19 protein-coding genes are annotated in these 26,031 nt (G+C 67.3%); 10 read left to right on the top strand and 9 right to left on the bottom strand.

What is annotated here, in order from left to right; all coding sequences use genetic code 11:
- Window positions 1-4,019: 4,019 nt before the first annotated feature.
- Both QLQ12_RS10805 and QLQ12_RS10800 read right to left on the bottom strand, forming a co-directional pair.
- Window positions 4,020-5,078, bottom strand: a complete 1,059-nt coding sequence (locus QLQ12_RS10805; protein ID WP_282759078.1) for a ParB/RepB/Spo0J family partition protein — start codon at window positions 5,076-5,078, stop codon at window positions 4,020-4,022.
- Window positions 5,075-6,433 (bottom strand): ParA family protein, encoded by a 1,359-nt coding sequence (locus QLQ12_RS10800; RefSeq protein ID WP_407651463.1) that lies wholly within the window; start codon window positions 6,431-6,433, stop codon window positions 5,075-5,077. The genes QLQ12_RS10805 and QLQ12_RS10800 overlap by 4 nt, the downstream gene beginning before the upstream one ends.
- Before the next feature lie 442 nt (window positions 6,434-6,875).
- Here QLQ12_RS10800 and QLQ12_RS10795 point away from each other — a divergent pair, with 442 nt between their 5' ends.
- A complete protein-coding gene (locus tag QLQ12_RS10795) occupies window positions 6,876-7,589 on the top strand; it encodes a hypothetical protein (RefSeq protein WP_282759076.1) in 714 nt (237 codons plus the stop codon).
- Here QLQ12_RS10795 and rsmG read toward each other — a convergent pair.
- From rsmG to rpmH, 6 genes are all read right to left on the bottom strand, one after another.
- Entirely contained in the window at window positions 7,586-8,368 is a 783-nt protein-coding gene (rsmG, locus tag QLQ12_RS10790; RefSeq protein ID WP_282759075.1) for a 16S rRNA (guanine(527)-N(7))-methyltransferase RsmG, read from the bottom strand. The genes QLQ12_RS10795 and rsmG overlap by 4 nt on opposite strands.
- 269 nt (window positions 8,369-8,637) lie before the next feature.
- Window positions 8,638-9,204, bottom strand: a complete 567-nt coding sequence (locus tag QLQ12_RS10785; RefSeq protein ID WP_282759073.1) for a Jag family protein — start codon at window positions 9,202-9,204, stop codon at window positions 8,638-8,640.
- A 145-nt stretch (window positions 9,205-9,349) separates the two neighbouring features.
- Window positions 9,350-10,375, bottom strand: a complete 1,026-nt coding sequence (gene yidC, locus QLQ12_RS10780; RefSeq protein WP_282759071.1) for a membrane protein insertase YidC — start codon at window positions 10,373-10,375, stop codon at window positions 9,350-9,352.
- Between the two features lies 1 nt (window position 10,376).
- Window positions 10,377-10,634, bottom strand: a complete 258-nt coding sequence (gene yidD / locus QLQ12_RS10775) for a membrane protein insertion efficiency factor YidD (RefSeq protein WP_282759070.1) — start codon at window positions 10,632-10,634, stop codon at window positions 10,377-10,379.
- On the bottom strand, window positions 10,631-10,987 hold the full coding sequence (rnpA, locus tag QLQ12_RS10770) for a ribonuclease P protein component (RefSeq protein ID WP_282759069.1): 357 nt from the start codon (window positions 10,985-10,987) through the stop codon (window positions 10,631-10,633). The genes yidD and rnpA overlap by 4 nt, the downstream gene beginning before the upstream one ends.
- Before the next feature lie 36 nt (window positions 10,988-11,023).
- Window positions 11,024-11,161 (bottom strand): 50S ribosomal protein L34, encoded by a 138-nt coding sequence (rpmH, locus tag QLQ12_RS10765; protein WP_282759068.1) that lies wholly within the window; start codon window positions 11,159-11,161, stop codon window positions 11,024-11,026.
- 575 nt (window positions 11,162-11,736) lie between these two features.
- Here rpmH and dnaA point away from each other — a divergent pair.
- The 6 genes from dnaA (at window position 11,737) to QLQ12_RS10735 (ending at window position 19,302) form a co-directional block, all read left to right on the top strand.
- Window positions 11,737-13,569 (top strand): chromosomal replication initiator protein DnaA, encoded by a 1,833-nt coding sequence (dnaA, locus tag QLQ12_RS10760; RefSeq protein WP_282759067.1) that lies wholly within the window; start codon window positions 11,737-11,739, stop codon window positions 13,567-13,569.
- A gap of 1,305 nt (window positions 13,570-14,874) precedes the next feature.
- Window positions 14,875-16,008 (top strand): DNA polymerase III subunit beta, encoded by a 1,134-nt coding sequence (gene dnaN / locus QLQ12_RS10755; protein WP_282759066.1) that lies wholly within the window; start codon window positions 14,875-14,877, stop codon window positions 16,006-16,008.
- A gap of 39 nt (window positions 16,009-16,047) precedes the next feature.
- Entirely contained in the window at window positions 16,048-16,920 is an 873-nt protein-coding gene (gene gnd / locus QLQ12_RS10750) for a phosphogluconate dehydrogenase (NAD(+)-dependent, decarboxylating) (protein ID WP_282759064.1), read from the top strand.
- 3 nt (window positions 16,921-16,923) lie between these two features.
- Window positions 16,924-18,054, top strand: a complete 1,131-nt coding sequence (gene recF / locus QLQ12_RS10745) for a DNA replication/repair protein RecF (protein ID WP_282759062.1) — start codon at window positions 16,924-16,926, stop codon at window positions 18,052-18,054.
- A 232-nt stretch (window positions 18,055-18,286) separates the two neighbouring features.
- Window positions 18,287-18,802, top strand: a complete 516-nt coding sequence (locus tag QLQ12_RS10740; RefSeq protein ID WP_282759060.1) for a DciA family protein — start codon at window positions 18,287-18,289, stop codon at window positions 18,800-18,802.
- A gap of 32 nt (window positions 18,803-18,834) precedes the next feature.
- Window positions 18,835-19,302, top strand: a complete 468-nt coding sequence (locus tag QLQ12_RS10735) for a hypothetical protein (protein ID WP_282759058.1) — start codon at window positions 18,835-18,837, stop codon at window positions 19,300-19,302.
- Window positions 19,303-19,377: 75 nt separating this feature from the next.
- Here QLQ12_RS10735 and QLQ12_RS10730 read toward each other — a convergent pair whose 3' ends face one another.
- Window positions 19,378-19,944, bottom strand: coding sequence for a hypothetical protein (locus QLQ12_RS10730; protein ID WP_282759056.1), 567 nt, complete (start codon window positions 19,942-19,944; stop codon window positions 19,378-19,380).
- Between the two features lie 541 nt (window positions 19,945-20,485).
- Between QLQ12_RS10730 and gyrB the strand changes: the two genes are divergently transcribed.
- From gyrB to QLQ12_RS10715, 3 genes are all read left to right on the top strand, one after another.
- Window positions 20,486-22,441 (top strand): DNA topoisomerase (ATP-hydrolyzing) subunit B, encoded by a 1,956-nt coding sequence (gene gyrB, locus QLQ12_RS10725; protein ID WP_282759054.1) that lies wholly within the window; start codon window positions 20,486-20,488, stop codon window positions 22,439-22,441.
- Window positions 22,442-22,550: 109 nt separating this feature from the next.
- Window positions 22,551-25,064, top strand: coding sequence for a DNA gyrase subunit A (gene gyrA, locus QLQ12_RS10720; protein ID WP_407651454.1), 2,514 nt, complete (start codon window positions 22,551-22,553; stop codon window positions 25,062-25,064).
- 3 nt (window positions 25,065-25,067) lie between these two features.
- Window positions 25,068-25,964 (top strand): DUF3566 domain-containing protein, encoded by an 897-nt coding sequence (locus tag QLQ12_RS10715; RefSeq protein ID WP_282759052.1) that lies wholly within the window; start codon window positions 25,068-25,070, stop codon window positions 25,962-25,964.
- Window positions 25,965-26,031: the final 67 nt, after the last annotated feature.

The raw sequence follows: 26,031 nt of genomic DNA, 5'->3' as shown, positions 1-26,031 counted from the left end.
GACCAGCGATGCCCAAACATCATGGGTCTCGGAGTCATCATGGTCAGCCTCGGTCCGGCGCCCACTGCCGACCGCGGGGTAGCGGCGACCTCGTATACCCCGCCGACGAGATGATGCTCTGCCACGGGCAAGGTGGTGAGCTGCCGTGACGACTGGTTACCCCACCGGCTTCGTCCACTGGATCACCCAGGAGCGCCTCGGCGCCACACCTGATGAGGTCGGCGCCGGCACGCCCTGGTGTGAGCCACTCAAGCGAGTTGGCCGGCCTCCGCAAAATCCTCCCTGATCGCGACCGCCATCGGCCGACGAGGACGGCTGCTCCTCATCGGAACCGCAGACCGCCGATGAGAACGGCCACTGCTCAGTGGGACCGCAGTCCCCATGGAGCCTGACACTCAGTGGGAAGCACCTCGCCGATGAGGGGGCGGCAGCGATCGAGCGATAAGCCGGTCGTGGTCAGTCAGCCGCAGGCCCAGGACCGGTTCCGCAGGAGCACTGCGATCAAGTCGCAGCTATGTGGCTTACGTTCATTAGCTCAGTTGCCGCCAACACCACGGGAAGCGCTTCTCGTGGGCCCGCCCCACTGGCTTTCACGGCCTGGTATATCCGGACCTGGGCGCCACAACAAGAACTCCCGTCCCACCCTCGCTAACCGCTGCCGCTCGCCCGTCGCCCGTCGCCCGTCGCCCGTCGCCCGTCGCCCGTCGCCCGTCGCCCGATTATTCAACCGACCACACTGGGCTCTGGCTCGCGGGGTCGTCTCCACGTAGAAACGCGCACCGCGCCTCCACCGAGGCGGGGCCGTTCCAGTAGGAGGACATACCCGTCGTTCGCTATGTTTCACGTGAAACCAGTCGTCGTGTTCACGCCCTTCTAAGTTGCTTCTCTGGCGTCGCCCCATGCAGCAAATCCGCCCACAGCGAAGGGGTCGCTATCAACCGGTCAACGCAATGCAGCGGACTTAGCCAGCTAAAGCACGGCCAGCGGGTGTTGCGGGTCACGGGTCTTACGGGTCGCGGGTCTTGCGGGTCGCGGGTCTTGCGGGTCGCGGGTGGCGGGTGGGGGTCACGGCCAACGAGAGGCTGGTCTGTGAGGTACGCATGCCTGTTCCATCGCTGACATAGCCAGCGATGTCGTGGTCGGCCTCATCAAGCGGGTCTAGGCGCTGTCGCCGTGAGTGCCTGTCGCAACGTCTACGCTGCAGACGCTCACCGCCGACGGCACCCCTTCCTTCGCTGGTTCACGGCTTGGTGGCCTAGGTCGCGTGTGAGTCGTCTGCCATCGTTCTCGCGTGACGCTCCGGGGTCACGCCGATCCTGAAGCGCCGGCCTCACGCGTGAAGAGATCAGCTGAGTTTCGGATTTGCTGGGAGCAGGCCCAGCCTATCGATGCCGCCAATCAAGGGCGTCAGCAGCGGACAAGCCGCAGGGCCGTGGCAAGGGTCATGGGCCGATCGCCTTGCGTGTCGGATCAGGATCCTCGGGGTTGTTACTCCTTCTCACGCTCACCGCCGTGCATGACGGCCCAGCCGTACACCAGGCAGTCCCGTCCCAGCAGACCGCAAACCCGCAAGTCCATGCCCCGCAGAGTCCACAGGCGGGGCCACCCAACGTCCGAACCCATACGACCCAACCCGCAGGGACCCGTGACGGGGACTGCGGCCTACGGCCCGCGGCCCGAGTTGCTCGCTGGGTTCGGACATCGGCACGCTACAGACAGCGCCCGGCGATCTCGGACTAGCAAGCGATCGAGCCGGGAGCCAGACCCCCGCTCCGCGCTGCCGCCCATCCGCATGGACGAGCCGAAGCCCGATGCCCCGCATGCCGTCGTCAATTCCGACGAGCCTGCAGACCGCTACCTGCTGCCTACCCAAGTCCAACCGAGCACGTAGCCGGCGCCGTCGGTGAGGCGATTCCGTAGCACACGAGGTAGGCCGAAGTATCGAACCAACAGAGCGCACCAGCTCTGTCGACTTGGGCGCCCGCAGCGCTCGGCGGTGTGTGGCGGGAACCGTGTCCGCGGCGGCGCCTCTCGAAGGGGGAAGGGCGGCGCTCCAACAGGACAGCCTCTGAACGGAAGAATCAGCCCTGAGCGGGCATGCCCCGTCGCCCTCCTTGCGACAGCTAGGAGGGCGCGCGGCCTAGCTCAACATTCTTAGGCTGACCGCCGGCACTTGCCTGCTGCTGTACCGGCACGCCCCAAGAGCCGCTCCACCGGTTCAACGACAAGACCCCGGTCTTCCTTCCAGTGGTCCTACGCCACGCGGCATCTGATCCGTTTCACGTGAAACACGCGTCGACGCCCACGCCGGCTCTCCCTCTTTAGAACGCGTGCGCGGAGAGGGTCAAGCGCGTTTCTCTAGCCGCAAACGAGGCGACCCCTCCCGATCAGAGGTCACCACGGGACGCCCTCACGGGCTAGAGCGCCGCTCGCGGGCCTGGGCGCGCCCTCTAGGCTGTCGCGCCGGCGGCACTGCAGACGCAACTTAGCTGCCGATCCTCTCGCCTCATTTGCTTATGCCGGAGGCGTCGCGGCATCACCGTCGGAGGCATCACCGTCGTCTACACCGACGGTCCGTTCCAGCACAACGGATCGCCTCCCTAAGCCAACGGACCACCTTCCGAGGCCGACGGACCGCTTCCTAGTTCGTAGAAGCTGTGGCTTCGTTCATAGGAGTTGCGGATTTGGAGATGGGGTCCATCTCCAAAGGTCTGCCTCCGCGCTAACGAGAATGTCCGCCAGCAGCCAAACCGGATCGGGCTCTTGGGCGGGTTCCTAGCCGTCTCCATGACGGCGCCGCGGACAGCAATACTTCCCAGCCGCTGTGCAGCGGGTCCCCATGGCGAGAGGTTGACGCATCGGCGCGGCACACCCGAGTACACGGTGGCTACGCCTGGGACGGCCCCGCCGGCACTCGAAGCGGTCTGCGAAACAGCATCTACAACCCGGGAACACCTGCCGAGCAAGCTTCGCCAGCGGCCAGCGGCCAGCGACCAGCGACCGGCTGCAGCGGCCAGCAGCCAGCGACTGGCGGCCGCGCTTCGGGCTTCGGGGCTTCGGGGCAAGCAACCCAACGGTCGCCAACATTCCCTCGGCCGACAGGAGCCGGGACGGTGACGCAAAACATCCAGCAGCATCAGACCAGCACGATGAGGGAGGCCGGAACTCGTCGCTGTGACGGAAAGACACCGTGGCGCAAGCGAGCAAGGCGCACTGACACACCGCCCTGATTCGCCTCCACGGCGGCCAAAATCGCCGTGCCACCCGGGTGGAGGCTCACCCTACTTATCACCCTGACACGGGTCAGCAGCCCAAAGTCGGCGGCGTAAGAAGTACCGCAACATCGACCCACCGCAGCTAAGGCCGAGCCAGGCAGTCTGCATCTGTAAGTCGCCGCAGGCTCCGGACGGAGGGTAGTAGCGAGCCGACTACATTTCTTGACGGTAGAACCCGAGATGGGTCTGCCTGACCGGTTCGGGGCGAGTCCCGGTCGGTGCAGTGCAGCATCGGCTGAGGCGCCTCACCCGGCGACCGTCGGACACTGTTTCTCAGAGTCGGCGGCGGAGCCCGAAACTCTAATGGCGATCTTGTCCTCCGGCAGAGGCTCATCACTTGACGGGGAGGCTGCCTCCCGAGCCGGGACGATGAATCACGTTTTCGATCTCCACACAGACACACACGCCCCGCTGACACCCACAGCCGAGGAAACGCTGAACGTCGATGTCTCAACACTCGTGAAGATGCCGTCGATCAACCCCGTCGATCGGCTCGGCCGCGTCTCTGGGAAATTCGGGACGCGACAAGTCAAAGAACGGAAAAAAGCCTCACAAAGGGCCATTCCAAACCCGGCGTAATGACACTCGGGCACCAGGAGAAATCCCAGGAGAATCGTTCTGACAGAACCAAGATCTTCAGGTCAGCGAACCGCCGAGCGCAGTGATCGACGCAGCCAGACCCGCGCTCCCACAAAAAATGGGCGCGTGATCACTCACGCGCCCAATCCGAAGCTCAGCGAAAGATCACTCCTCCGGTTCGGCGCCTTCGCGAACCGAGCCCTCTTCCTCCACCCCGATCATGCTGACGATCCGCTCAAGATCGTCAACCGTCGCGAACTCTATCGTGATCTTGCCTTTGTTACGGCCTATGTCGACCTTGACCCGGGTGTCGAACCGGTCCGACAGCCGCTCGGCCAGATCGTTCAAGGCCGGCGCGTGCACCTTGGCCCTCCGGGCGGGTGCCGCCTTCTTGGCCGTCGCCTCTTCGGATGCCGCGAGGTGGACGATCTCCTCGGTCGCCCGGACCGACAGACCTTCCCGCACGATCCGCTCGGCGAGAGCATCCTGCGCGGCGCTGTTATCCAGGCCGAGCAGCGCCCGGGCATGCCCCGCCGACAGAATCCCGGCGGCCACCCGCCGTTGCACAGCGGCCGGCAGATTCATCAGCCGTATGGTGTTGGAGATCTGCGGTCGGCTGCGGCCGATCCGTCGAGCCAGTTCCTCGTGCGTGGCCCCGAACTCTTCCAGCAGCTGCTGATAAGCGGCTGCCTCTTCGAGCGGGTTGAGGTTGGCGCGGTGGATGTTCTCCAGCAGCGCGTCGCGAAGCATCGCGTCGTCCGGAGTGTCCCGGACGATGGCCGGAATCGTCTCTCTGCCGACGGCCTGGGCGGCGCGCCAACGGCGCTCACCCATGACCAGCTCGTACCGGCCGTCGCCGAGCTCACGAACCACGATCGGCTGAAGGAAGCCGACCTCCTGGATGGAGGTCTTCAGCTCCTCGAGAGCCTCTTCATCGAAGACGTGCCGCGGCTGCTTGGCGTTCGGCTCGATGACGGAGACCGGCAACTCAGCGAAGCGCGCACCAGGAACCGGAGCAAGATCGTTCTCCAGCGGTGCAGGGGACGCCTCGGGAACCGGTGCGACTGGCACCGGCACTGCCACTGGCTGTGCGGGCACCGCAACCGACGACTCGACAACCGGCTCGGGCAGCACGTCGACAGCAGCCGCGGTTTCGCCGGCGGGCGCCGCCGTCGGGATCAGCGCGCCCAGGCCCCGGCCTAGGCCACCCCGCCGGTTCTTCATACCGCGCCTCCCGTATTGACCCCACGCACCGCGAGCTCCAAGGCCGCCTCGAAGTAACTCGTGGCGCCTCGTGATCCCGGATCGTAGGTCATCACAGACTGGCCGTAGCTGGGAGCCTCCGACACTCGCACGTTCCGGGGGATCACCGCGTTCAGCACCTTGGCGCCGAAGTGATTCCGTACATCCTGTTCCACCGCATCTGCCAGACGCGTACGCCGGTCGTACATCGTCAGCAAGATCGTAGAGACGTCGAGGGTGGGATTGAGGTGCTGACGCACCAAGTTGATGTTGTTGATCAGCTGATTGAGACCTTCCAGTGCGTAGTACTCGCACTGAATCGGGATCAGCACCTCCTGCGCAGCGCACAGGGCGTTGACCGTCAGCAGGCCCAGCGAGGGCGGACAGTCGATGAAGACGTAGTCGAACTTCTCCGGGTGGCTGGCGATCGCCCGAGCCAGACGGGACTCACGGGCGACCACCGAAACGAGCTCGATCTCGGCACCGGCAAGGTCGATGGTGGCCGGCACACAGAACAGGTTCGGAATTCCCTCAACCTGCTGAGCCACCTCCGCCAGGGGCACGTTGTCGATCAGGCAGTCATAGACATCCGGCACACCGGCGTGGTGGGGCACGTTCAGACCGGTGGAGGCGTTGCCCTGAGGGTCAAGGTCCACCACCAGCACGCGGTTGCCGTGGAGCGCGAGCGCAACGGCAAGGTTGACCGTCGTGGTCGTCTTCCCGACGCCGCCCTTCTGATTGGCGACGCAAATCACCCGGGGGTGGTCTGGGCGCGGCATGATGATCTCGCCGCTCGGGTTGAGGATCTGCACAGCTCGCAACGCTTCCATGGCAAGGGGCGGATCGCCCTCATCCAGCCCCGGCGTTTCACGTGAAACATGCTCGGTGGACTGAACCGGCACCCCTGAAGGAGCAGGCGCGCCAGGAACGGCTGACAGAGGGCTCGTTCCTAGCGCCGACGCGCGACCACGGACGTCTTCCACGCCCGGATGCGGCGATGGGGCACCGTATTCATACGCTGGCGGGGTGCCAGGACCACCCGCCCGGGGCTGTGGGACGTTCTGCTCGCCGACGTGCGGCCCGCCCACGCTCACTCCCGACGGCCTGTCGAGAGGCGACTCGGTTTCACGTGAAACACCGTACTCATGCACCGCTTCATCCCTGATGGCTAGGAAGGGGTTGACCGGCAGAACGTGCGCTCCGGCGGGGGAGATCCGGTCCACACTATCGACATCCGGCCAGCCTACGGGTGTCGGGCATGTGTCGCCACGGTCGTCAGTCCGAAGAAGCGAGCACAATGTCGCTCCATCGTCTTCCACAGACGCCGCAAACACCATGACGCCCGGCACAAGGCGCAACCTTCCCTCACCCTGACCCGCGTCCGTCACGCAGGTGCGTTCCGGACGATCGAGATCAACACCATGCGGCGTACGGCGAAAGCGCTCGTCCCACCGCACCACCGCGCTATCCGAACTTGGCAGTGGGCCCTCAGGAATTTCCGCTCTCAGCTCACCTGAGATCTCCGTCGAGGTCGCACCCTCCCCGCGGGGACACAAAGATCCCGCCAGGCCGCCAACGACGCTCTCAGACCGCTTGGCGACGGCTCCCTCTGGAGAACTCAGCGGACCCGGTCGACCATCCGCCACGTCGTGCGGGCCACTGCGTGCACTCGGGGACCTATGTGCCGACGGCGCACCAACGGTCCGCGGCACCACGAAGAACCGCGCTCTCGACGGCTGCGCAGACGGCGCGACAGCAGGGACGGTCACCCGCGCAGGTGTGGACCCGGACAACGCGAGAGACGACTCCGCCAGCGCCGAAGAGGAACCGGGCTGCGCGGAACTAGATCCTTGCACCTCGAAAACAGATGTGGGTGCCGTAGGAGTAAGGCCGCCAGACATCGGAGACAACCCCACGCCCGGGGAAAGGAAGGCCGCCCTCGAAGTCGGACCAAGTGATGCTTTCACCGGATCGAGGACGACCGTCGGCGTCGAACCCGACGCCGACGCCGAAACAAGCGGCGTCGAGGACATCCGCATGGACGAGCCGAAACCCGACGCCCCGCATGCCGTCGTCACCACGGTAGGCGTCACCGGAGGCACCACCTGGTCCCAGCCCACCGACACCAGCGTCGGTGCGGACGCGACCGCGCCATGCCTTGCCGACGAGGCGAGCGAGCCCGACAGCGCGGACGTGGCAGGCGGGGCGGAGGTGGCGGTGGCTGTGGAGGCAGAGAAGGACGCGCCCGACAATGCTGACGGGACCGACGGAACCGGCGCGGCTGGGGCCAGGCCCAACTCCCAAGCCACCGACATCACCGAGGGGGCGAAAGGCGCAACGCCCGGCCCGGCAACAGCAGGATCCCCGACTTGCGGGCTCACACCTTTCGCAGCCACCGACGCCTTCACGACGGCCGCCGGAGGTACAGGAACGAACGGGACAGCGGGATGCGACTTGCGGACTCGCTTGCGTGCATCCCGCCGGACCATCTAGCTCCTCCGCGTTCTCCCTCGGCCATCTCCACGACTGGTTCCCCAGGCGCCAGAAGCACCCGAACCCCCACGGCCGTCCGAGGACCGGCCCCCACGCTTCCCCGCCGACCGCGCCGGCGTGGGGCGCTGCCGATCGGGAACCACGTGCCGTTCCTTCACGATCTCCACCACCGTTGTCGGCGGTTCGATCAACCCTGTGCCACACAGCCGGATCGCCGGCTCACCACCACCGAGTGCGCTGATCGCCTCAGCGTGTTCGGCGATCTCGTCGGCAGCGGACGAACCCTTCATCGCGAGCAGCCGGCCACCGACTGCGGCCAGCGGCAGGCACCAGCCGGCAAGTTTGTCGAGTGCCGCAACGGCCCGGGCGGTGACCACGTCGGCGCCGGGCAGATGCCCGGCGACTTCCTCGGCCCGCCCGCGCACGACGGTGACGTTGTCCAGGCCGAGGGTGGTGACCGCTTCTTCGAGGAAGACGGTTCGTCGTGCCAGTGGTTCGACCAGGGTGATGACAAGATCCGGCCGGGCCACCGCGAGCACAATACCGGGCAAACCTGCACCAGAGCCCACGTCAATCACCGAAGCGCCGAGAGGAAAAATCTCGGACATAACGCCACAGTTGACGAGATGGCGTTCCCAGAGCCGGGGAGCCTCACGCGGGCCGATCAGCCCGCGCACGACGCCCTCGGTCGCGAGTAACTCGGCATAGCGGCTGGCAAGCGCAAGCCGCTCCCCGAAGAGCGCGACGGCGGTAGCAGGCGGTTCACCGAGCTCAAGCAAGACCGACTCCGGCGAAGGCGACTGCGACGCAGTCACTGCCGAAGCCGCAGTCGACTCAGGCGAGACGTCCTCCGCCGAAGCCGGCCTGCGCGCAGCACCCTCGGAGGAAGCAGCCGCCGGGGAAGTCCTCCGCGAAAACGGCGACTTGGGGGAGGACGAAGACGCCTCGGAAGAGGACGTCTCAGGGAAGAACGCGGGGAAAGACTCCGGCCCGGGCGAAGCAACGCCCGGGCCGGAGTCACCCGCGCCGTAGCGGGGCTCAGTCACGATCAGTCCGCCACACGCACCACGATGCGGCGGCTGGGCTCGACGCCCTCGGACTCGCTCTGCACGCCGGGGATCGCGTTCACCACGTCGTGCACGCACTTGCGCTCGAAGGCCGACATCGGCTCCAGGCGGACCGGCTCGCCGTGCTCCTTGACCTTCTCGACCGCGTTACGGGCAACCGCGGCCAGTTCCTTGCGCCGGGAGGCGCGGTAGCCGCCGATGTCCAGCAGCAGCCGGCTCGGCGAGCCGGTGGCCCGGAAGATCGCCAGGCGGGTGAGCTCCTGCAGCGCCTCGAGCGTGGCGCCGCGCTGGCCGACGAGCGGCTGGAGACGGCCACCGACCACCTCGACCATCGGACGGCCCGTCGAGACGAGCTCGTCGATGTCACCGTCGTAGTCGAGGATGTCCAGCAGACCCTCGACATAGTCCGCGGCGATTTCGCTCTGGCGGAACAGGTCGCTGTCCGAGGCGACGCTCTCCGACTTCTTGGCCTCTTCTGTGCCGGCCGGCTCGGCAGCGGTGACCTCTGCTGTCGAGTCGGCGGAAGGGGGAGTGCTGGTGTCGGTCACGGTCTCATCTCCGTTGTCATTCGGGCCGGACCGAAGTCGGTCCGCTGTTTCCCGCGCGGGATGCGTACCCACCGGCGCGGGAAGGGTCTTTGGGCCAAGGGGAGCGCTCGGGCCAGCCGCAAGAAGCGAGGAACCCGAGCCGCGATCATCCCTTGGGTTTGTTCGCCGGTCGGGTGCCCTTCTTCGGATTCACCGGTTTGGCACCCGGCTTGGGGGCCAGCGCCTTGGTGTCGACCACCGGGCTCGCCGGCTCCGGGGTGGACTTGCGACCGAAGAGGCCGCCCGTGCGGGCGGGCTGGACTGGGCTCTTCAGGCCGGACGACATCTTGGTGCCGGGAGCCGGACGGGCCGTGCTGCCACCCTTGTTCGCCATCTGCGGCGGCGGGAACTTGCGGAGCACCCACTGCTGCTGCGCCAGGGTGAACAGGTTGTTGGTGACCCAGTAGAGAACGACACCGATGGGGAACAGCGCGCCGGAGATCAGCAGCGAGAAGGGGATGCCGTAGAGCATCAGCCGCTGGATCATGAGCTGCTGCGGGTCCTCGGCCCAGCCGGTCTTGAGGATCATCTGGCGCTGGGTGAGGAACGTGGTGGCCATCATGACCAGCACCAGGACTCCGGCCAGGACCTTGACGGTGGTGCTGTCGGCGCCGAGGGCGGCCAGCTCGGACGCGGACGAGCCGAACTTGGCACTCACCGGAGCGTTGAAGAGGTGCGCGTCGGCGGCGCTGATGAATTTGTCCAGCGGCCAGCCGTAGATCTGCTTCAGGTGGTCGGGAAGGTTCGGCTTCAGGTGCTGAAGCACGTGGAAGAGGCCGAAGAAGACGGGGATCTGCAGGAACATCGGAAGGCAGCCCATCAGGGGGTTGGCCTTCTCGACGCGGTACAGCTCCATCATTTCTTTCTGGAGCGTCTCGCGGTCACCCTTGTGCTTCTCCTGCAGCGCCTTGACCTTGGGCTGGAGCGCTTGGATCGCGCGCTGGCTCTTGATCTGCTTGACGAAGACCGGGAAGAGGATGACGCGCAGCGTCACCACCAGGAAGAAGATCGACAGGATCCAGGCCCAGTTGGTACCCAGCACCCGACCGTCGGGTACGCCGACGGCATCCCAGAGGGAATGCCATCGCAGAAGGATCCACGAGATGGCGTAGTAGATCGGGTCGAGACTCAATCTAAGCTCCAGTCACATCGGCAGGACGGTGACGGATCGGCTGAGGCACCGGGTCATACCCGCCAGGGTGGAAGGGATGGCATTTCAGGAGCCGCCAGATCGCCAGGCCCGTACCCCGAATCGCACCGTGCCGCGCCAGCGCCTCCTGGGCGTACGCGCTGCACGAGGGATAGAACCGACAGCGGGCCGGCAACGCCGGACTCAAGTATCGACGGTACGCGACGACCACAGCCGTCAGGAGCCGGGCGGCCAGGCTCATCGTGCCCGCCGGGGTCTGCGGGCGGCCGCGAGCGCACCTTCCAAGTCCGTGGCCAGAGTGGCGAAAGTGGCGCCGGCTGCCGGTGGCAGTGCCCGAACAACCAGAGAGGCTCCCGCCGGGAGCTCGCTGAGCAACGGCCGGACGAGATGCCGCAGGCGACGCTGCACCTTGTTGCGGACGACCGCGTTGCCCACTGCTTTGGACACGACGAAGCCGGCGCGCGCCGTGGAGGCACACGCCGGCTCGTCGATGAGAAAATGAACGACCAGGGTGCCGCGGGCGGCTCGACGGCCGCCACGGATCGCAGCGGCGAAGTCCGCGCTACGCCGCAGTCGTTGCGCCGCGGCTAACACGACTACCTGGGCATTCCGACCCGACTAGCGGTCGGCTCAGGCCGACAGCTTGTCGCGGCCCTTGCCGCGGCGAGCAGCAAGGATGGAACGGCCGGCACGGGTGCGCATGCGCAGCCGGAAGCCGTGGGTCTTGGCACGCCGGCGGTTGTTCGGCTGGTAGGTGCGCTTGCTCACGTCACTACTCCGTCTTCGTACTACGACTCTGGGGGCTTCAGCTGCAAGACGCCACTTTAGCAGAGCGCGGCGGAGCAACCGCCCAACCCTACGCACGCCCCCTGGGACGGTCAACCATATCCTGGGTCGGCACGCCGACATGGGCGGGCGGCCCGGGTCTACCAGGTCTTTCCGTGCACAAAGTGAATCTTTTCCCGCAACCGGACAGGGGATGGCCCGGACGGCGGTTGTAGTCCACCTCTCGCCGCTGTTAGCGTGCGCGGTTGCTGGTCTCACCGGCCGTTCGCAGCCCGCGAAGCGGCGGCCAAAACCGGACAAGCAGGTGGATCGTTCGCCACGGTGAGCCTGTTTACCGCCCGCGCCACTACAGGCTCCGGTAGATCTGCCGACCGTCCGGCCGGGAGCGGCCACCGGCACCACCGCAGGTTGTGGATAACCTGTGGATAGCCAGTGGCGCCGTGCGTGTTCAGCACGTTGACTGTGCTGGGTCGGGGGGAGCCCATCGGTTGCCCGCACGGGCGCCGACAGGCAGACAAGGCACACCGGGGGTCGGTGGCGATGGGGGTGGCGCGGCGGTGGCCGATCAGGTCGACCTGGGCACATTGTGGCGTGACACGCTGGACGAGTTGTCCGACGAGATCGCGTCACGACAGCAGCGCGCCTATCTGCAGTTCACCCGCTTGCGAGCCATCGTGGAGGACACGGCGCTCCTATCGGTTCCGGACACGTACACCCGAGACATCATCGAGTCCCGGTTGCGCCCGGCAATCACCGAGGCTCTGACCCGGCGACTCAACCGGCCCATACAGGTCGCTGTCACGGTCCGTCCTCCGGAGGACGGCTCCGGCATGCCGGGCACCGTCTACGGCACCCCGGCCGAGCAGGCGCCGCCACCGGTGGCGGACCCGCCGCCGCGGCACTACGCCGAGCCCGGCGCCTACCAGCCCGAACTGCCCGGTTACAACGGGCCGCAGCGGATGCCCGAACCGCCCTACCAGCAGTCGGCCTACGGTCCCGCCGAGCACGCTCCCGAGCCGTACCCGACCGGTTCCGCTCAGCACTCGTCGCCGCAGGCGCCGTACTCACGTGGGGTGCCCACCGCCCGCGACGGCCAGGAGGCGCTGTTCGCCGACCCGTTGCCGCAGGCGCCGCCGCCGGCGAACCGGTCGACGTCCGCGCACCCGGCCGAGAGAGGCCCGGAGGCACCGAACGACACGGTCGCGCACCGGATGGCCGCCGACGCTGCCCAGCGGCGGGACAACCAGCGGCAGGATCGCCGCGACGAGGTCACGCCCACCCGTGTCGGTGACAACGGTCCCGGGCGCCAACCGCTCGACCTGCGCGGGCCGGGGACCTCTCCGCGGCCCGGTGGCCAGGACGGCAACCGGCTCAACCCGAAGTACATGTTCGAGACGTTCGTGATCGGCTCGTCCAACCGCTTCGCGCACGCGGCGTCGGTGGCGGTCGCGGAGTCTCCGGCGAAGGCGTACAACCCGCTGTTCATCTACGGCAGCTCCGGGCTGGGCAAGACCCACCTCCTGCACGCGATCGGCCATTACGCCACCACCCTGGGCCACGCGAGGTCGGTGCGCTACGTGTCGACCGAGGAGTTCACCAACGATTTCATCAACAGCCTGCGAGACGACAAGACGCAGGCGTTCCAGCGGCGCTACCGCGACGTCGACATCCTTCTGATCGACGACATCCAGTTCCTGGAGAACCGCGAGCGCACGCAGGAGGAGTTCTTCCACACGTTCAACACGCTCCACAACGCGAACAAGCAGATCGTGATCAGCTCGGACCGCTCGCCGCGGCAGCTGGCCACGCTGGAAGACCGGATGCGGACCCGCTTCGAGTGGGGCCTGCTCGCCGACATCCAGCCGCCGGACCTGGAGACGCGTATCGCGATCCTTCAGAAGAAGGCCGCGCAGGAGCGCATGTACGCCCCCGACGACGTGCTGGAGTTCATCGCGTCGCGGGTCTCCAACTCGATCCGCGAGCTCGAAGGCGCACTCATCCGGGTGACGGCGTTCGCCAGCCTGACCCGTTCCCAGGTTCAGCTCTCGCTGGCCGAGGAGGTGCTGCGCGACTTCATGCCCGACGGCGCCGGCCCGGAGATCACCGCGGATCAGATCATGGTGTCCACCGCCGACTACTTCGGCGTCAGCCTGGAGGACCTGCGCGGCCACTCCCGCAGCCGGGTGCTGGTCAACGCACGTCAGGTTGCCATGTACCTCTGCCGCGAGCTCACCGATCTGTCGCTGCCGCGCATCGGCCAGGCCTTCGGCGGCCGCGACCACACCACCGTCATGCACGCCGACCGCAAGATCCGGCAACACATGGCGGAGCGCCGGTCGCTCTACAACCAGATCGCTGAACTCACCAACAGGATCAAACAGAACACCTGAGGGGTACGCCCCCACGGCCCCCGACCGCACCACGGGGCCCTCGCCGCGCGTTCCCGGCCGTGCGCCGGGTGCGGCACGCTTCGACGCATCCGGACTGCTGCCCACTCACCGGCGCGCCCGTCCCGCCGTCGTCCGGCACCCTCGTCACGCCCGCGCCTGTGCCCGAAGCCGGGCGAACGAGTACCGCCGGTGTGGACCCACGACCCGCCGCCGGTGACCATCGGCCCCGCCCGCCGGCCGCGGTACGGCCCAGAGCGGCCGGCGCCTCGCGTGGAACCGCCACGGGAGGGGTAAAAATCTCAGCGGCCGGTCCCCGTACCCGATGAAGGTCTGCGCCTCCGGGACGGCGGGGGAAGCCGCGGCCACCGCCTCGGCTCGCGGGTTTTCCGCCAGTCCACAGGGACGTGCACGCAGGGACGCCCGTCGACGGCTCTGACCGCGGAATGACGGTTACCCACAGGCCTTACACGATCGGGTGAATGGCGCTTGACCTGGGGTTTCTCCGAATTTCTTGAGTTATCCACCGGTTCTGCACGGGGTTGTCCACAGGTTGTACCCAGATCATCTACAGCCGCGCCTTGCATCGAGCTCCATCGCTACGTACTTCCGAGGGCGGAGAACAGTAAGTTGTCAACGTCGGAACGTGACAGTTTCGTGCCAACGTTGTCCACAGCTATCCACAGGCGTCCACAGGCCTTATCCCCAGACGGTGGAAATCTCCCGACAGCCAACCCCACAGATGTGGACCAACCCTGGGGATATCGATGTGGACAGACACAGAGAGTGACAAAAGATCTCACAGCCTGTGGACGCCTGTGGATTACCTGTTGAAGGTTCTGGGGACGACGTGTCGGTAGCGTTCCTGCGTTATGCACAGCGCAGGGGATAAAACCGGTGGACAACCGGTGGATAGCCTGTGGACGACGGTGGACAACGCTCGCGAACTCCAGGACTGTGGACGAAGACCCCTGGTTATACCCCGGTTTCCCACATGTGAATCACCGGTGGATAACTCGCTGACCAGGCCAAACGCGGGTTTTCCACAGAATGCACAGGACCTATGAAGACGACTAGTTATCTCTTCTAAGAAAACAAAAACCAATAATCAGCGTTGTGGAAGGTGTGGATGGTCAGGTTCCGGCCCAAGGAGAGCCAGGCTTGAGAAGCACCGGAAGCAGGGCTCAGGTCTCCCGCTCCCAGCGGTAGCGGGAGCCAGACCGGGGCCGGGCACGCACCAGCACCGCCGGAGCCATAGAGTTCAGTGGGGTCCATGCCCCTGTATGAGGACGCATCGCGGAGGACAGCATGAAGTTCCGGGTTGAGCGAGACGCGCTCGCCGACGCCGTGGCGTGGACAGCCAAGAGCCTGCCCAGCCGCCCCTCGGTGCCGGTGCTCGCCGGTGTCCTGCTGCGGGTCACCGACGGCCGGCTCCAGGTGTCGGGCTTCGACTACGAGGTCTCCAGCCAGGTCACCGTCGAGGTTCAGGCCGACGCGGACGGCGCGGCTCTGGTCTCCGGGCGCCTGCTCGCCGAGATCACCAAGGCGCTCCCCGGCAAGCCGGTGGACATCGCCGCTGTCGGCGCGCATTTGGAGCTGGTCTGCGGCAGCGCCCGATTCACCCTGCCGACCATGCCGGTCGAGGACTACCCGACCCTGCCGGAGATGCCGTCCAGCGCCGGCACCGTCGAAGCGGCCGTCTTCGCCTCCGCCGTTTCCCAGGTGGCGATTGCCGCAGGTCGGGACGAGACCCTGCCGATGATGACGGGTGTGCGACTGGAGCTGAACGGTTCGACCATGGCGCTGCTGGCCACCGACCGGTACAGGCTCGCCATGCGCGAGATCGAGTGGAACCCGGACGACCCGGAGATCAGCATCAACGCGCTGGTCCCGGCGAAGACGCTGAACGACACCGCCAAGGCGCTCGGCCCGATCGGCGGCTCGGTGACGCTGGCGATGGCGCAGGGCAGCGCGGGCGAGGGCATGATCGGGTTCGCTGGTGGCGCCCGCCGCACGACCAGCCGCCTGCTCGACGGCGCGAACTATCCGCCGGTGCGGTCGCTCTTCCCGACCTCGCACAACGCTGAGGCGCGGGTTGCGGTGTCCGCGCTGGTCGAGGTGGTCCGACGGGTCGCCCTGGTCGCCGAGCGCACCACCCCGGTGCTGCTGAGCTTCAGCGAGGACGGGCTCGTGGTCGAGGCCGGCGGCACCGAGGAGGCCCGGGCCAGCGAGGCCATGGAGGCCGAGTTCACCGGTGAGGCGCTGACGATCGGCTTCAACCCGCAGTACCTCATCGACGGCCTGCAGAACCTCGGCGCTCCGACCGCGATGCTCTCGTTCGTCGACGCGTTCAAGCCCGCTGTGATCTCGCCCGCTGGCGAAAGCGGCGAAATCATCCCGGGTTACCGCTATCTGATCATGCCGATCCGGGTCACTCGCTGATACTGAGCTTGAACCAATCGCTCATCTAGGGAGATCACCATGCAACTCGGCCTGATCGGTCTCGGCCGCATGGGTGGCAACATGCGGGAACGACTGCGTGCAGCGGGGCACGAAGTCGTCGGATACGACCAGAACCTGGAAGTAAGCGACGCTGCCAGCCTGGCTGAACTGGCCGAGAAGCTGGCCGCGCCGCGGGTCGTGTGGACCATGGTGCCGTCCGGCAAGATCACCGAGGACACGATCAACCAGCTCGCCGAGGTCCTCGAAGCCGGCGACATCATCATCGACGGTGGCAACTCGAAGTTCACCGACGACGCCCCGCGTGCCGAGCGCCTGGCGGTCAAGGGCATCCACTACCTCGACGTCGGTGTCTCCGGCGGTGTGTGGGGCATCAAGAACGGCTATGCGCTGATGGTCGGTGGTGACGCCGCCCAGGTGGAGCACTGCAAGCCGATCTTCGAGGCGCTCAAGCCGATCGGTGAGTTCGGCTTCGCGCACGCCGGCACCCACGGCGCCGGGCACTACGCCAAGATGGTGCACAACGGCATCGAGTACGGCCTGATGCACGCGTACGCCGAGGGCTACGAGATCCTCAAGGCCTCCGAGTACGTGCACGACGTGCCCGCCGTGATCAAGAGCTGGCGGGAGGGCAGCGTCGTCAAGTCCTGGCTGCTCGACCTGCTGGACCGGGCTCTCGACGAAGACCCGGAACTCGACGCGCTCAAGGGCTACGCGGACGACACCGGTGAGGGCCGCTGGACCGTCGACGAGGCCGTGCGCCTCGCAGTGCCGGCCCACGTCATCGCCGCGTCGCTGTTCGCCCGGTTCCAGTCCCGCCAGGAGGACTCTCCGGCCATGAAGGCCGTCGCCGCGCTGCGTCAGCAGTTCGGTGGCCACGCCGTCAAGCGCTGATTCATGCACGTACGCCGGGTCGAGCTCACCGACTTCCGTTCCTATGAGCGGGTGGCGGTCGATCTCGACCCCGGCGTGTCCGTGTTCGTCGGGCGCAACGGCACGGGCAAGACCAACCTGATCGAGGCGCTCGGCTATGTGGCCACTCTGGACAGTCACCGGGTGGCCACCGACGCTCCGCTGGTCCGCGCCGGCGCCGCCTCGGCGGTGATCCGTACCGCGATCGTCCATGAGGGACGTGAGCTGCTGGTCGAGCTGGAGCTGGTGCCGGGCCGGGCGAACCGGGCCCGGCTGAACCGTTCGCCGGTGCGCCGCCCGCGCGAGGTGCTCGGCGCCCTGCGCATGGTGCTGTTCGCTCCGGAGGACCTGGAACTGGTCCGGGGTGACCCGTCCGAGCGCCGCCGCTATCTCGACGACCTGCTGGTCGCCCGCCAGCCCCGGTTCGCCGGGGTGCGTGCCGACTACGACCGGGTGGTGAAACAGCGCAACGCCCTGCTGCGGACGGCGTACCTGACCCGCAAGGTCGGCGGCAACCGCGGGCAGGACCTCTCGACGCTGGAGGTCTGGGACCAGCACCTCGCCCATCACGGCGCCGAGTTGCTGGCCGGGCGGCTGGAGCTGGTGGCCGCGCTCGGGCCACACCTGACCAAGGCCTACGACGCGGTGGCTGCCGGGCGGACGGCGGCCGCGATCTCGTACGCCTCCCGGCTCGGTGATCCGCTGCCGGCGGAGCGGCCCGCGCTGCGGGAGGCGATCCTGGAACGGCTGGGCGAGCGCCGGCCGGCGGAGATCGAGCGGGGGACGACCCTGGTCGGCCCGCATCGCGACGATCTCGCCCTGCAACTGGGCGACCTGCCCGTCAAGGGTTACGCGAGCCACGGCGAGTCCTCGACGTTCGCGCTGGCGCTGCGGCTGGCCGCCTATGACCTGCTGCGTTCCGACGGCATCGAACCGGTGCTGGTGCTCGACGACGTGTTCGCCGAGTTGGACGCCGGCCGCCGCGACCGGCTCGCCGGCCTGGTGTCGGACGCGGCCCAGCTCCTGGTGACGTGTGCCGTCGCCGAGGACGTGCCCCCGAGCCTGAGCGGCGCCCGCTTCGACGTGGTGACAGGAACGGTGACCCGTGTCTCGTGAGTCTGATCGCGATCGGTCGTCCGGCGGAGAGTCGCCGGGGCCGCAGGAGCGGCCTCAGCGCCTCACTGAGGCCCTGGGGGATCTTTGGGCAGGGGTGGATGAGGACCGGGAACTCCGGGGCTCGTCGCGCGACTCTGGGGGCAGTTCGCGTCCACGGGAGGCCGACGGTGGGGCGGGCGGTCCCCGTACCCCCGGAAAAGGGGCCGCCGACCCGGCGCCTTCTCCACAACCTGTGGACAAGGGGGATCTCGCCGGGCCGGACCTGGCCCGCGCGGTGCTCGACGCCGCGCTGGCGCGGCGCCGCGAGGCCGCGCAGAAACCACGCCGCCGGACCGGCACCGGACCGGGCAGTGGCCGGCGGCTGCGCGGCTATTCCGGGCCGGGGCCGGACCCCCGCGATCCACAGCTGTTCGGCGCGATGCTGGAGCGCCTGGTCAAGGCGCGCGGCTGGGAGAAACCGAAAGCCGAGGCCACCGTGTTCGGCGCCTGGGAGAAGGTGGTCGGCCCGGACATCGCCGCGCACAGCCGCCCGGTACGGCTCGAGGGCGGCGTGCTGACCGTCGAGGCCGAGTCGACCGCCTGGGCGACGCAACTGCGCCTGCTCGCCGCCACCCTCCTGCGGCAGATCGCCGGCGAGGTCGGCAACAACGTGGTGACCCGGCTCAACATCCATGGGCCGGCGGCGCCGTCGTGGAACCGTGGCCCACGGCGCGTGCAGGGGCGCGGCCCGCGCGACACCTACGGCTGAAACCGATCCGGGCCGCCCCGCGTCAGAGCCGTATGACCTTGCATCTGCGCCGCGCCCTTGTTCTCCTGCTGCTCGTGCTGGCGCCTGTTCCGATCGCCGCTCAGCCCGCCTGGGCGTGTTCGTGTGCCACCGGCTTCGATCCGGTCGAGCGGTCCGACACGGCGTTCGTCGGGGTGGCCGACGACGTGGACGCCGGCTGGCTCGGCAACGAGGTCAAGGTCGAGTTCGCCGTCGAGTCGGTCCTCAAGGGCGAGGCGGGCAAGACGGTGACGCTCGTCACCATGAAGAGCAGTGCGTCCTGTGGATACAAGTTCGTCGAGGGCGGCCGGTACCGCGTGTTCGCGACCGACGGCGAGACCAACTCGTGCGACGGCAACGAACTGCTGTCAGCCGGACACGGCACGGGCGGAGACCGTACCCGGATGATCTTCTGGGGTGGGACGACTCTGGTCCTGATGGCTGTCGCCGGTGGCGTGACCTGGCTGGTCCGCCGGTCCTAGAAGCCGTCGCGACGGCTCCGTCGCCGGACTCGCTCGGTGCGCCGCTCAGTGGCCGGTCGCTCAGTAGTCGGTCGCTCAGTAGTCGGCGAAGATCGCGAAGCCGCGTTCGGCGCAGCGGCGGTAGAAGCCGGCCAGCACCGCCAGTTCGGTGCGCGCGAAACTCCAGTGCGGCGAGTTTCCGGCGTCGTCGCGCAGCGCCGCGAGCCGCTGGTCCAGCCAGCGCAACTGCTGGTCGGCGAGGCGGCCCGCGGAAATGGCCGTCTTCAGCACCTCGGTGACGGTGTCGAAGGTGACCAGGTCGCCGAACTTCTCGTGCCCCTCGACGAAACGCTCCAGGCCGCCGGCGATCCACGCGCAGCCGTCCGGGTCGATGACCGGGTCCTCGTCCTCGGCGGCGGCGTCGGTGGCGTAGAGAACCCCCTCCAGCCCGAGGAGAAGATCGACGAGTTCGGTGTACGCGGTGGCGCGCACCGTGCCGGTCTTGGCGATGTGCAGCGCGAGGGCGCCGGTGGGGGCCGCGATCTCAGGCCGGTCCGCGATCGTTCCGAAGTCGACGAACTCGGCGGGAGCCACCGGGTCGTAGTACTGATTGGTCCGCGGCCAGTGCACCGCGACGTTGTCCAGGCCCTTGTCGTGCGCCATCCGGGGCCACCCCTCCTCGACCTGCCCTGCGACCACCCGGCCATCACCGGCCCGCGCGGGCGAGGTTACGACACAGGCGCGGGACGTTGTCGAGCAGTGTCGCAGTGTGTGTGGGCGGGGCATCGCAGGCGCGCCAGACCACCGAAACTGCCGCAGCGTTTGCCGTTGCGCGGGGCGGCTGTGCCGTGTAGGGGATTACGTGGGTAGCGCCTCGAATCGCGCTACGGGACTCTCAGGCACCCTGAAGGGGTGCCGGACCCTCGCCGATTCGTTCCGGCGGAGTAGAATCGACAGCGACCGGGAAAACTGTGCTTGACGCTGCGTTCGGCCACCATCCGAGCAACATCGTCACGCTATGCGGTTTTTCCAGCCGATCACGATCCGCGGGCCGTCCGCGGCGACCGGCGCGCATGGTTCCACCGGTGGTCCGCTCACTTTCCGCGGTGTCATCTCTGGTCTCCTGACGCGTGCCCGGGCCGCCGCTGGTGGGCCCGCCAACCCCGTTGCGGGGCCTTCCGGGCCCGGCGCGAGAAAGTGGCCGATGGTGTCAGAGAATCAGCAGGAGTACGGTGCCGGCTCCATCACCGTGCTCGAAGGCCTCGAAGCGGTCCGCAAGCGTCCCGGTATGTACATCGGCTCCACCGGTGAGCGCGGTCTGCATCACCTGGTCTGGGAGGTCGTGGACAACGCCGTCGACGAGGCGCTGGCCGGTTACTGCGACACCATCGACGTGGTCCTGCTCCCCGACGGTGGCGTCTCGGTCACCGACAACGGTCGTGGTTTCCCGGTCGACCTCCACCCGACGCTGAAGAAGCCGGGTGTCGAGGTCGCGCTGACCGTGCTGCACGCGGGCGGCAAGTTCGACGGTCAGGCTTACAAGGTCTCCGGCGGTCTGCACGGTGTCGGCGTCTCCGTGGTGAACGCGCTCTCAACGAGGATGGCCGTCGAGATCCAGAAGGACGGCTTCTGGTGGCGGCAGAAGTACGACTACTCCGTTCCCGGCGAACTGGTGAAGGGCGAGCCGACCGACAAGCTCGGCTCGACCGTGCAGTTCTGGCCGGACCCGGACATCTTCGAGACCACCGACTTCGACTACCAGACCATCTATCGCCGTCTCCAGGAGATGGCGTTCCTCAACAAAGCCCTCACCATCAACTACACCGACCAGCGGCCTGACCAGGTCGATGAGAACGGTGAGCCTCGTAGCGTCACGTTCATGTACGAGGACGGCATCGCCGACTTCGTCCGGCACCTCAACGCCACCAAGAGCGCCATCCACAAGACCGTGATCCAGTTCGAGGCCGACGCCCCCGAGGAGGGCATGGCCGTCGAGATCGCGATGCAGTGGAACGAGTCGTACGGCGAGTCGGTCTACACCTTCGCCAACCGCATCAACACGCACGAGGGTGGCACCCACGAGGAGGGCTTCCGCTCCGCGCTGACGACCATCGTCAACAAGTACGGCGTCGAGAAGAAGTTCCTCAAGGCCGACCAGAAACTGTCCGGTGAGGACATTCGTGAGGGTCTGGCCGCGATCATCTCGGTGACCTTGGCGAACCCGCAGTTCGAGGGCCAGACCAAGACCAAGCTCGGCAACACCGACATGAAGAGCTTCGTGCAGAAGGTCTGCAACGAGCAGCTGGCCGACTGGTTCGACCGCAACCCGGCCGACGCGAAGCTGATCATCACGAAGGCGGACCAGGCGGCCCGCGCCCGGATCGCCGCTCAGCAGGCCCGCAAGCTGGCCCGCCGCAAGTCGCTGCTGGAATCCGGCTCGATGCCCGGCAAGCTGGCCGACTGCCAGTCGACCGACCCGCGCGAGACCGAGCTGTTCATCGTCGAGGGCGACTCGGCCGGCGGTTCGGCCAAGTCCGGCCGGGAGAGCCGCATCCAGGCGATCCTCCCGATTCGCGGCAAGATCCTCAACGTGGAGAAGGCCCGGATCGACCGGGTGCTGAAGAACAACGAGGTCCAGGCGCTGATTACGGCGATGGGCACCGGCATCCACGACGAGTTCGACATCACGAAACTGCGGTACCACAAGATCATCCTGATGGCCGACGCCGACGTCGACGGCCAGCACATCCAGACGCTGCTGCTCACCCTGCTGTTCCGCTTCGTGCGGCCGCTGGTCGAGCACGGGCACGTCTACCTGGCCTCCCCGCCGCTCTACAAGCTCAAGTGGAACAAGCGCGGTGACGACGCCCAGTACGCGTACTCGGACCGTGAGCGGGACGGGCTGATCGCGCTGCGCCAGCAGAAGAAGGCGAACGCGAAGCCGGACGACATCCAGCGGTTCAAGGGCCTCGGCGAGATGAACTTCCACGAGCTGTGGGACACCACGATGAACCCGGACACCCGCACCCTGCGCCAGGTGACGCTCGACGACGCCGCTGTGGCGGACGAGCTCTTCAGCGTCCTGATGGGTGAGGACGTGGAGGCTCGGCGGTCGTTCATTCAACGCAACGCTAAGGACGTCAGGTTCCTGGACATCTAGGTCCAGGAAGCCGTATCCACAGCGTGCGCCCACTTTCCACAGTGTTATCCACAGCCATATGCCCGTTCTGGCCGCATTTGCCTGGCATCACCTTGAGTAAGGGTTAAAAGTGACTGACACTCCTGAGCCCCCCGACGGCGACGAGATCCTAGGCGACATCGGCGGCGGTGTGAGCCAGCGCGTCGAGCCGGTCGGCCTCGAGGTCGAGATGCAGCGCTCGTACCTCGACTACGCGATGAGCGTCATCGTCGGCCGCGCGTTGCCCGACGTCCGCGACGGCCTCAAGCCGGTGCACCGCAAGATCCTCTACGCGATGTACGACGCCGGCTTCCGCCCCGACCGCGGCTACGTCAAGTGCGCCCGTGTCGTCGGCGACGTGATGGGCAACTACCACCCGCACGGCGACTCGTCGATCTACGACGCCCTGGTCCGGATGGGCCAGATCTGGTCGCTGCGTTACCCGCTGATCGACGGCAACGGCAACTTCGGTTCGCCGGGTAACGACCCGCCGGCCGCCATGCGGTACACCGAGTCGAAGCTGTCCCCGCTGGCGATGGAGATGCTGCGGGACATCGACGAAGACACCGTCAACATGCAGGACAACTACGACGGCCGCACCAAAGAGCCGACGATCCTGCCGGCCCGCTTCCCGAACCTGCTGGTCAACGGGTCCGAGGGCATCGCCGTCGGCATGGCCACGAAGATCCCGCCGCACAACCTGCGCGAGATCGCCACGGCCGTGCAGTGGTGCCTGGACAACCCGGAGGTCGACGAGGCCACCACCCTCGAGGCGCTGCTCGAGTTCGTCAAGGGCCCGGACTTCCCGACCAAGGGCCTGATCGTCGGACAGCAGGCGATCCAGGACGCGTACCGGACCGGTCGTGGGTCGATCCGGATGCGCGCGGTGGTCGAGGTCGAGGAGGACGCGCGAGGCCGGCCGTGTCTCGTGGTGACCGAGCTGCCGTACCAGGTGAACCCGGACAACCTCGCCGAGCGGATCGCCGAGCTGGTCAAGGAAGGCAAGCTCACCGGCATCGCGGACATCCGGGACGAGTCTTCCGGCCGTACCGGCATGCGCCTGATCCTCGTGCTCAAGCGTGACGCGGTCGCCAAGGTGGTGCTGAACAACCTCTACAAGCACACCCAGCTGCAGGAGACGTTCGGCGCCAACATGCTGGCGCTGGTCGACGGCGTGCCCCGCACGCTGAACCTGGCCCAGTTCATCCGCTACTACGTCGAGCACCAGATCGAGGTCATCCAGCGGCGGACCGCGTACCGCCTGCGTAAGGCCGAAGAGCGGGCCCACATCCTGCGCGGTCTGGGCAAGGCGCTGGACATGCTGGACGAGGTCATCGCCCTCATCCGGCGCTCGCCCACGGTGGAGGACTCGCGTCAGGGCCTGATGACGCTGCTCGACGTCGACGAGATCCAGGCCACCGCGATCCTCGACATGCAGCTGCGCCGCCTGGCCGCCCTGGAGCGGCAGCGGATCATCGACGAGCTGGTCAAGATCGAGCTTGAGATCGCCGACTTCAAGGACATCCTGGCGAAACCGGAGCGGCAGCGGACGATCGTCTCCGAGGAACTGGCCGAGATCGTCCAGAAGTTCGGTGACGACCGGCGCACCCAGATCATCCCGTTCGACGGCGAGGTCTCGATGGAAGACCTCATCGTCCGGGAAGACGTTGTGGTGACGATCACACGAACCGGTTATGCCAAGCGCACCAAGACCGATCTGTACCGGTCGCAGAAGCGTGGCGGCAAGGGAGTGAGCGGCGCCACACTGCGCCAGGACGACATCGTGTCGCACTTCTTCGTCATCTCGACGCACGACTGGATGCTGTTCTTCACGAACAAGGGCCGGGTTTACCGGGCAAAAGCCTACGAACTGCCCGAAGCAAGCCGGGTGGCGAAGGGTCAGCACGTCGCGAACCTGCTCGCGTTCCAGCCGGATGAGCACATCGCGCAGGTCATCCAGATCCCGAACTACCAGGTCGCGCCCTACCTTGTGCTCGCCACCAAGAATGGGCTCGTGAAGAAGACGCGCCTGGAGGAATTTGACTCCAACCGCAGCGGTGGCATCATCGCCATCAACTTGCGGGAGGATGACGAATTGGTGGGCGCGGCGCTGGCGGCTTCGGAGGAGGACCTGCTGTTGGTCTCCAAGAAAGCCCAGGCCATCCGATTCAACGCCACCGACGAGGCGCTGCGCCCGATGGGCCGCGCGACGTCCGGTGTGATCGGCATGCGCTTCGGCGACAACGACGAGCTTCTCGCGATGGAAGTCGTTCGCGAGGGCATGGATGTGTTGGTCGCCACCAACGGTGGGTATGCGAAGCGCACGCCCATCGAGGAGTATCCCGTACAGGGACGTGGCGGTAAGGGGGTGCTGACCGCCAAGATCACTGAGCGTCGTGGTGGACTAGTCGGCGCTCTGGTGATCAGCCCGGAGGATGAACTGTTTGCCATCACCAGCAATGGTGGTGTCATCCGGACTCCCGTGAAGCCTGTACGGCGCACACGGGATCGGAACACAATGGGGGTCAAGCTGATGGACCTCCCAGAAGGTGTAACCATCGTGGCGCTTGCTCGCAATGCCGACGAGCCTGACGAACAGGACTAGTTGATGCCGGAGACACAGGCGAAGTCGGGGGGCCCGGGGACCTCAGCGACTCCGGACGATGCGGCGAAGAAAGACGCTGCCGCACCGAACGGTCGCGAGACCACAGGGCGTGCCGCTGTCCCCGCCGACGCCCCGTCCCCGCCGAAGTTCACTCGGGCGCCGGGCATGGCCCCGCCCCCGGGTGAACCGGCCGCCGGCACCGACGGCGCCGAGGCGAAGCGTCCCAGTGTGCAGCCCCCGGTGAAGGGCTCGGCCTCCGTGCCGGTCGTCACCAAGGGCAAGGGTGCGGCGCCGGGTGCGACCTCTGGTCGTACCCCCGTCAGTGCTCCCGCCGCGACGACGCAGGGGACCGCGCCGCGTCCGACCACCTCGCCGGCGGCGCCGGCGACCGCACCCGGTGCGGCCAAGCAGCGCGCCGGCTCCGCGCCGGCTCCGGCCGGCGGTGCGGCCGCGGTCGGGGCGGCCCGTGTCTCCGAGGCTGTGCGGTCCGCCCGCTCCACGGTGTCGTCGGCCGCGGCGCGGGGCCCGCGCCGTGCCCGGCTGAACCTGAAGCGGATCGACCCCTGGTCGGTCATGAAGTTCGCGTTCGCCGTGTCGATCGTGCTCTTCATCGTGGTGGTCGTCGCGACGTCGGTGCTCTACCTCGCCCTCGACACGATGGGCGTGTGGAGCTCGGTCAACGGCAACCTTCAGGACCTGGTCACCGCCAGCGGCGGCACCGAGGGAAGCTCCAGCGGCACCTTCCGGATCACCGCTTGGGGCGTCATCGGCACGTCGATGCTCATCGGTGCCGTCAACGTGGTTCTCTTCACCGCGCTGGCCACTCTGAGCGCCTTCATTTACAACGTTTGCGCCGACCTTGTCGGCGGTATCGAGCTCACTCTGGCCGAGCGCGACTGACGATCCGCATCACCGGGTTGCGGGTACCCCCGCTTGGAGGCCCGCAACCCGATGCGGTAACGTTCTC

Origin of the sequence: Actinoplanes sandaracinus, from assembly GCF_030009775.1 — a bacterium.
In the GTDB taxonomy this organism is placed as follows: Bacteria; Actinomycetota; Actinomycetes; order Mycobacteriales; family Micromonosporaceae; genus Actinoplanes; species Actinoplanes sandaracinus.
Note: the sequence above shows the minus strand (reverse complement) of the source record. Positions and strands in the feature narration are given on the sequence as shown.

Excerpts from the sequence above, each read along its gene's own strand:
- gnd (WP_282759064.1), top strand. The coding sequence starts at position 16,048 with ATGCAACTCGGCCTGATCGGTCTCGGCCGCATGGGTGGCAACATGCGG.
- recF (WP_282759062.1), top strand. The coding sequence starts at position 16,924 with ATGCACGTACGCCGGGTCGAGCTCACCGACTTCCGTTCCTATGAGCGG.
- dnaN (WP_282759066.1), top strand. The coding sequence starts at position 14,875 with ATGAAGTTCCGGGTTGAGCGAGACGCGCTCGCCGACGCCGTGGCGTGG.
- QLQ12_RS10715 (WP_282759052.1), top strand. The coding sequence starts at position 25,068 with ATGCCGGAGACACAGGCGAAGTCGGGGGGCCCGGGGACCTCAGCGACT.
- QLQ12_RS10730 (WP_282759056.1), bottom strand. The coding sequence starts at position 19,944 with ATGGCGCACGACAAGGGCCTGGACAACGTCGCGGTGCACTGGCCGCGG.
- QLQ12_RS10800 (WP_407651463.1), bottom strand. The coding sequence starts at position 6,433 with ATGGTGTTTGCGGCGTCTGTGGAAGACGATGGAGCGACATTGTGCTCG.
- yidD (WP_282759070.1), bottom strand. The coding sequence starts at position 10,634 with ATGAGCCTGGCCGCCCGGCTCCTGACGGCTGTGGTCGTCGCGTACCGT.
- QLQ12_RS10735 (WP_282759058.1), top strand. The coding sequence starts at position 18,835 with ATGACCTTGCATCTGCGCCGCGCCCTTGTTCTCCTGCTGCTCGTGCTG.
- gyrB (WP_282759054.1), top strand. The coding sequence starts at position 20,486 with ATGGTGTCAGAGAATCAGCAGGAGTACGGTGCCGGCTCCATCACCGTG.
- QLQ12_RS10805 (WP_282759078.1), bottom strand. The coding sequence starts at position 5,078 with ATGAAGAACCGGCGGGGTGGCCTAGGCCGGGGCCTGGGCGCGCTGATC.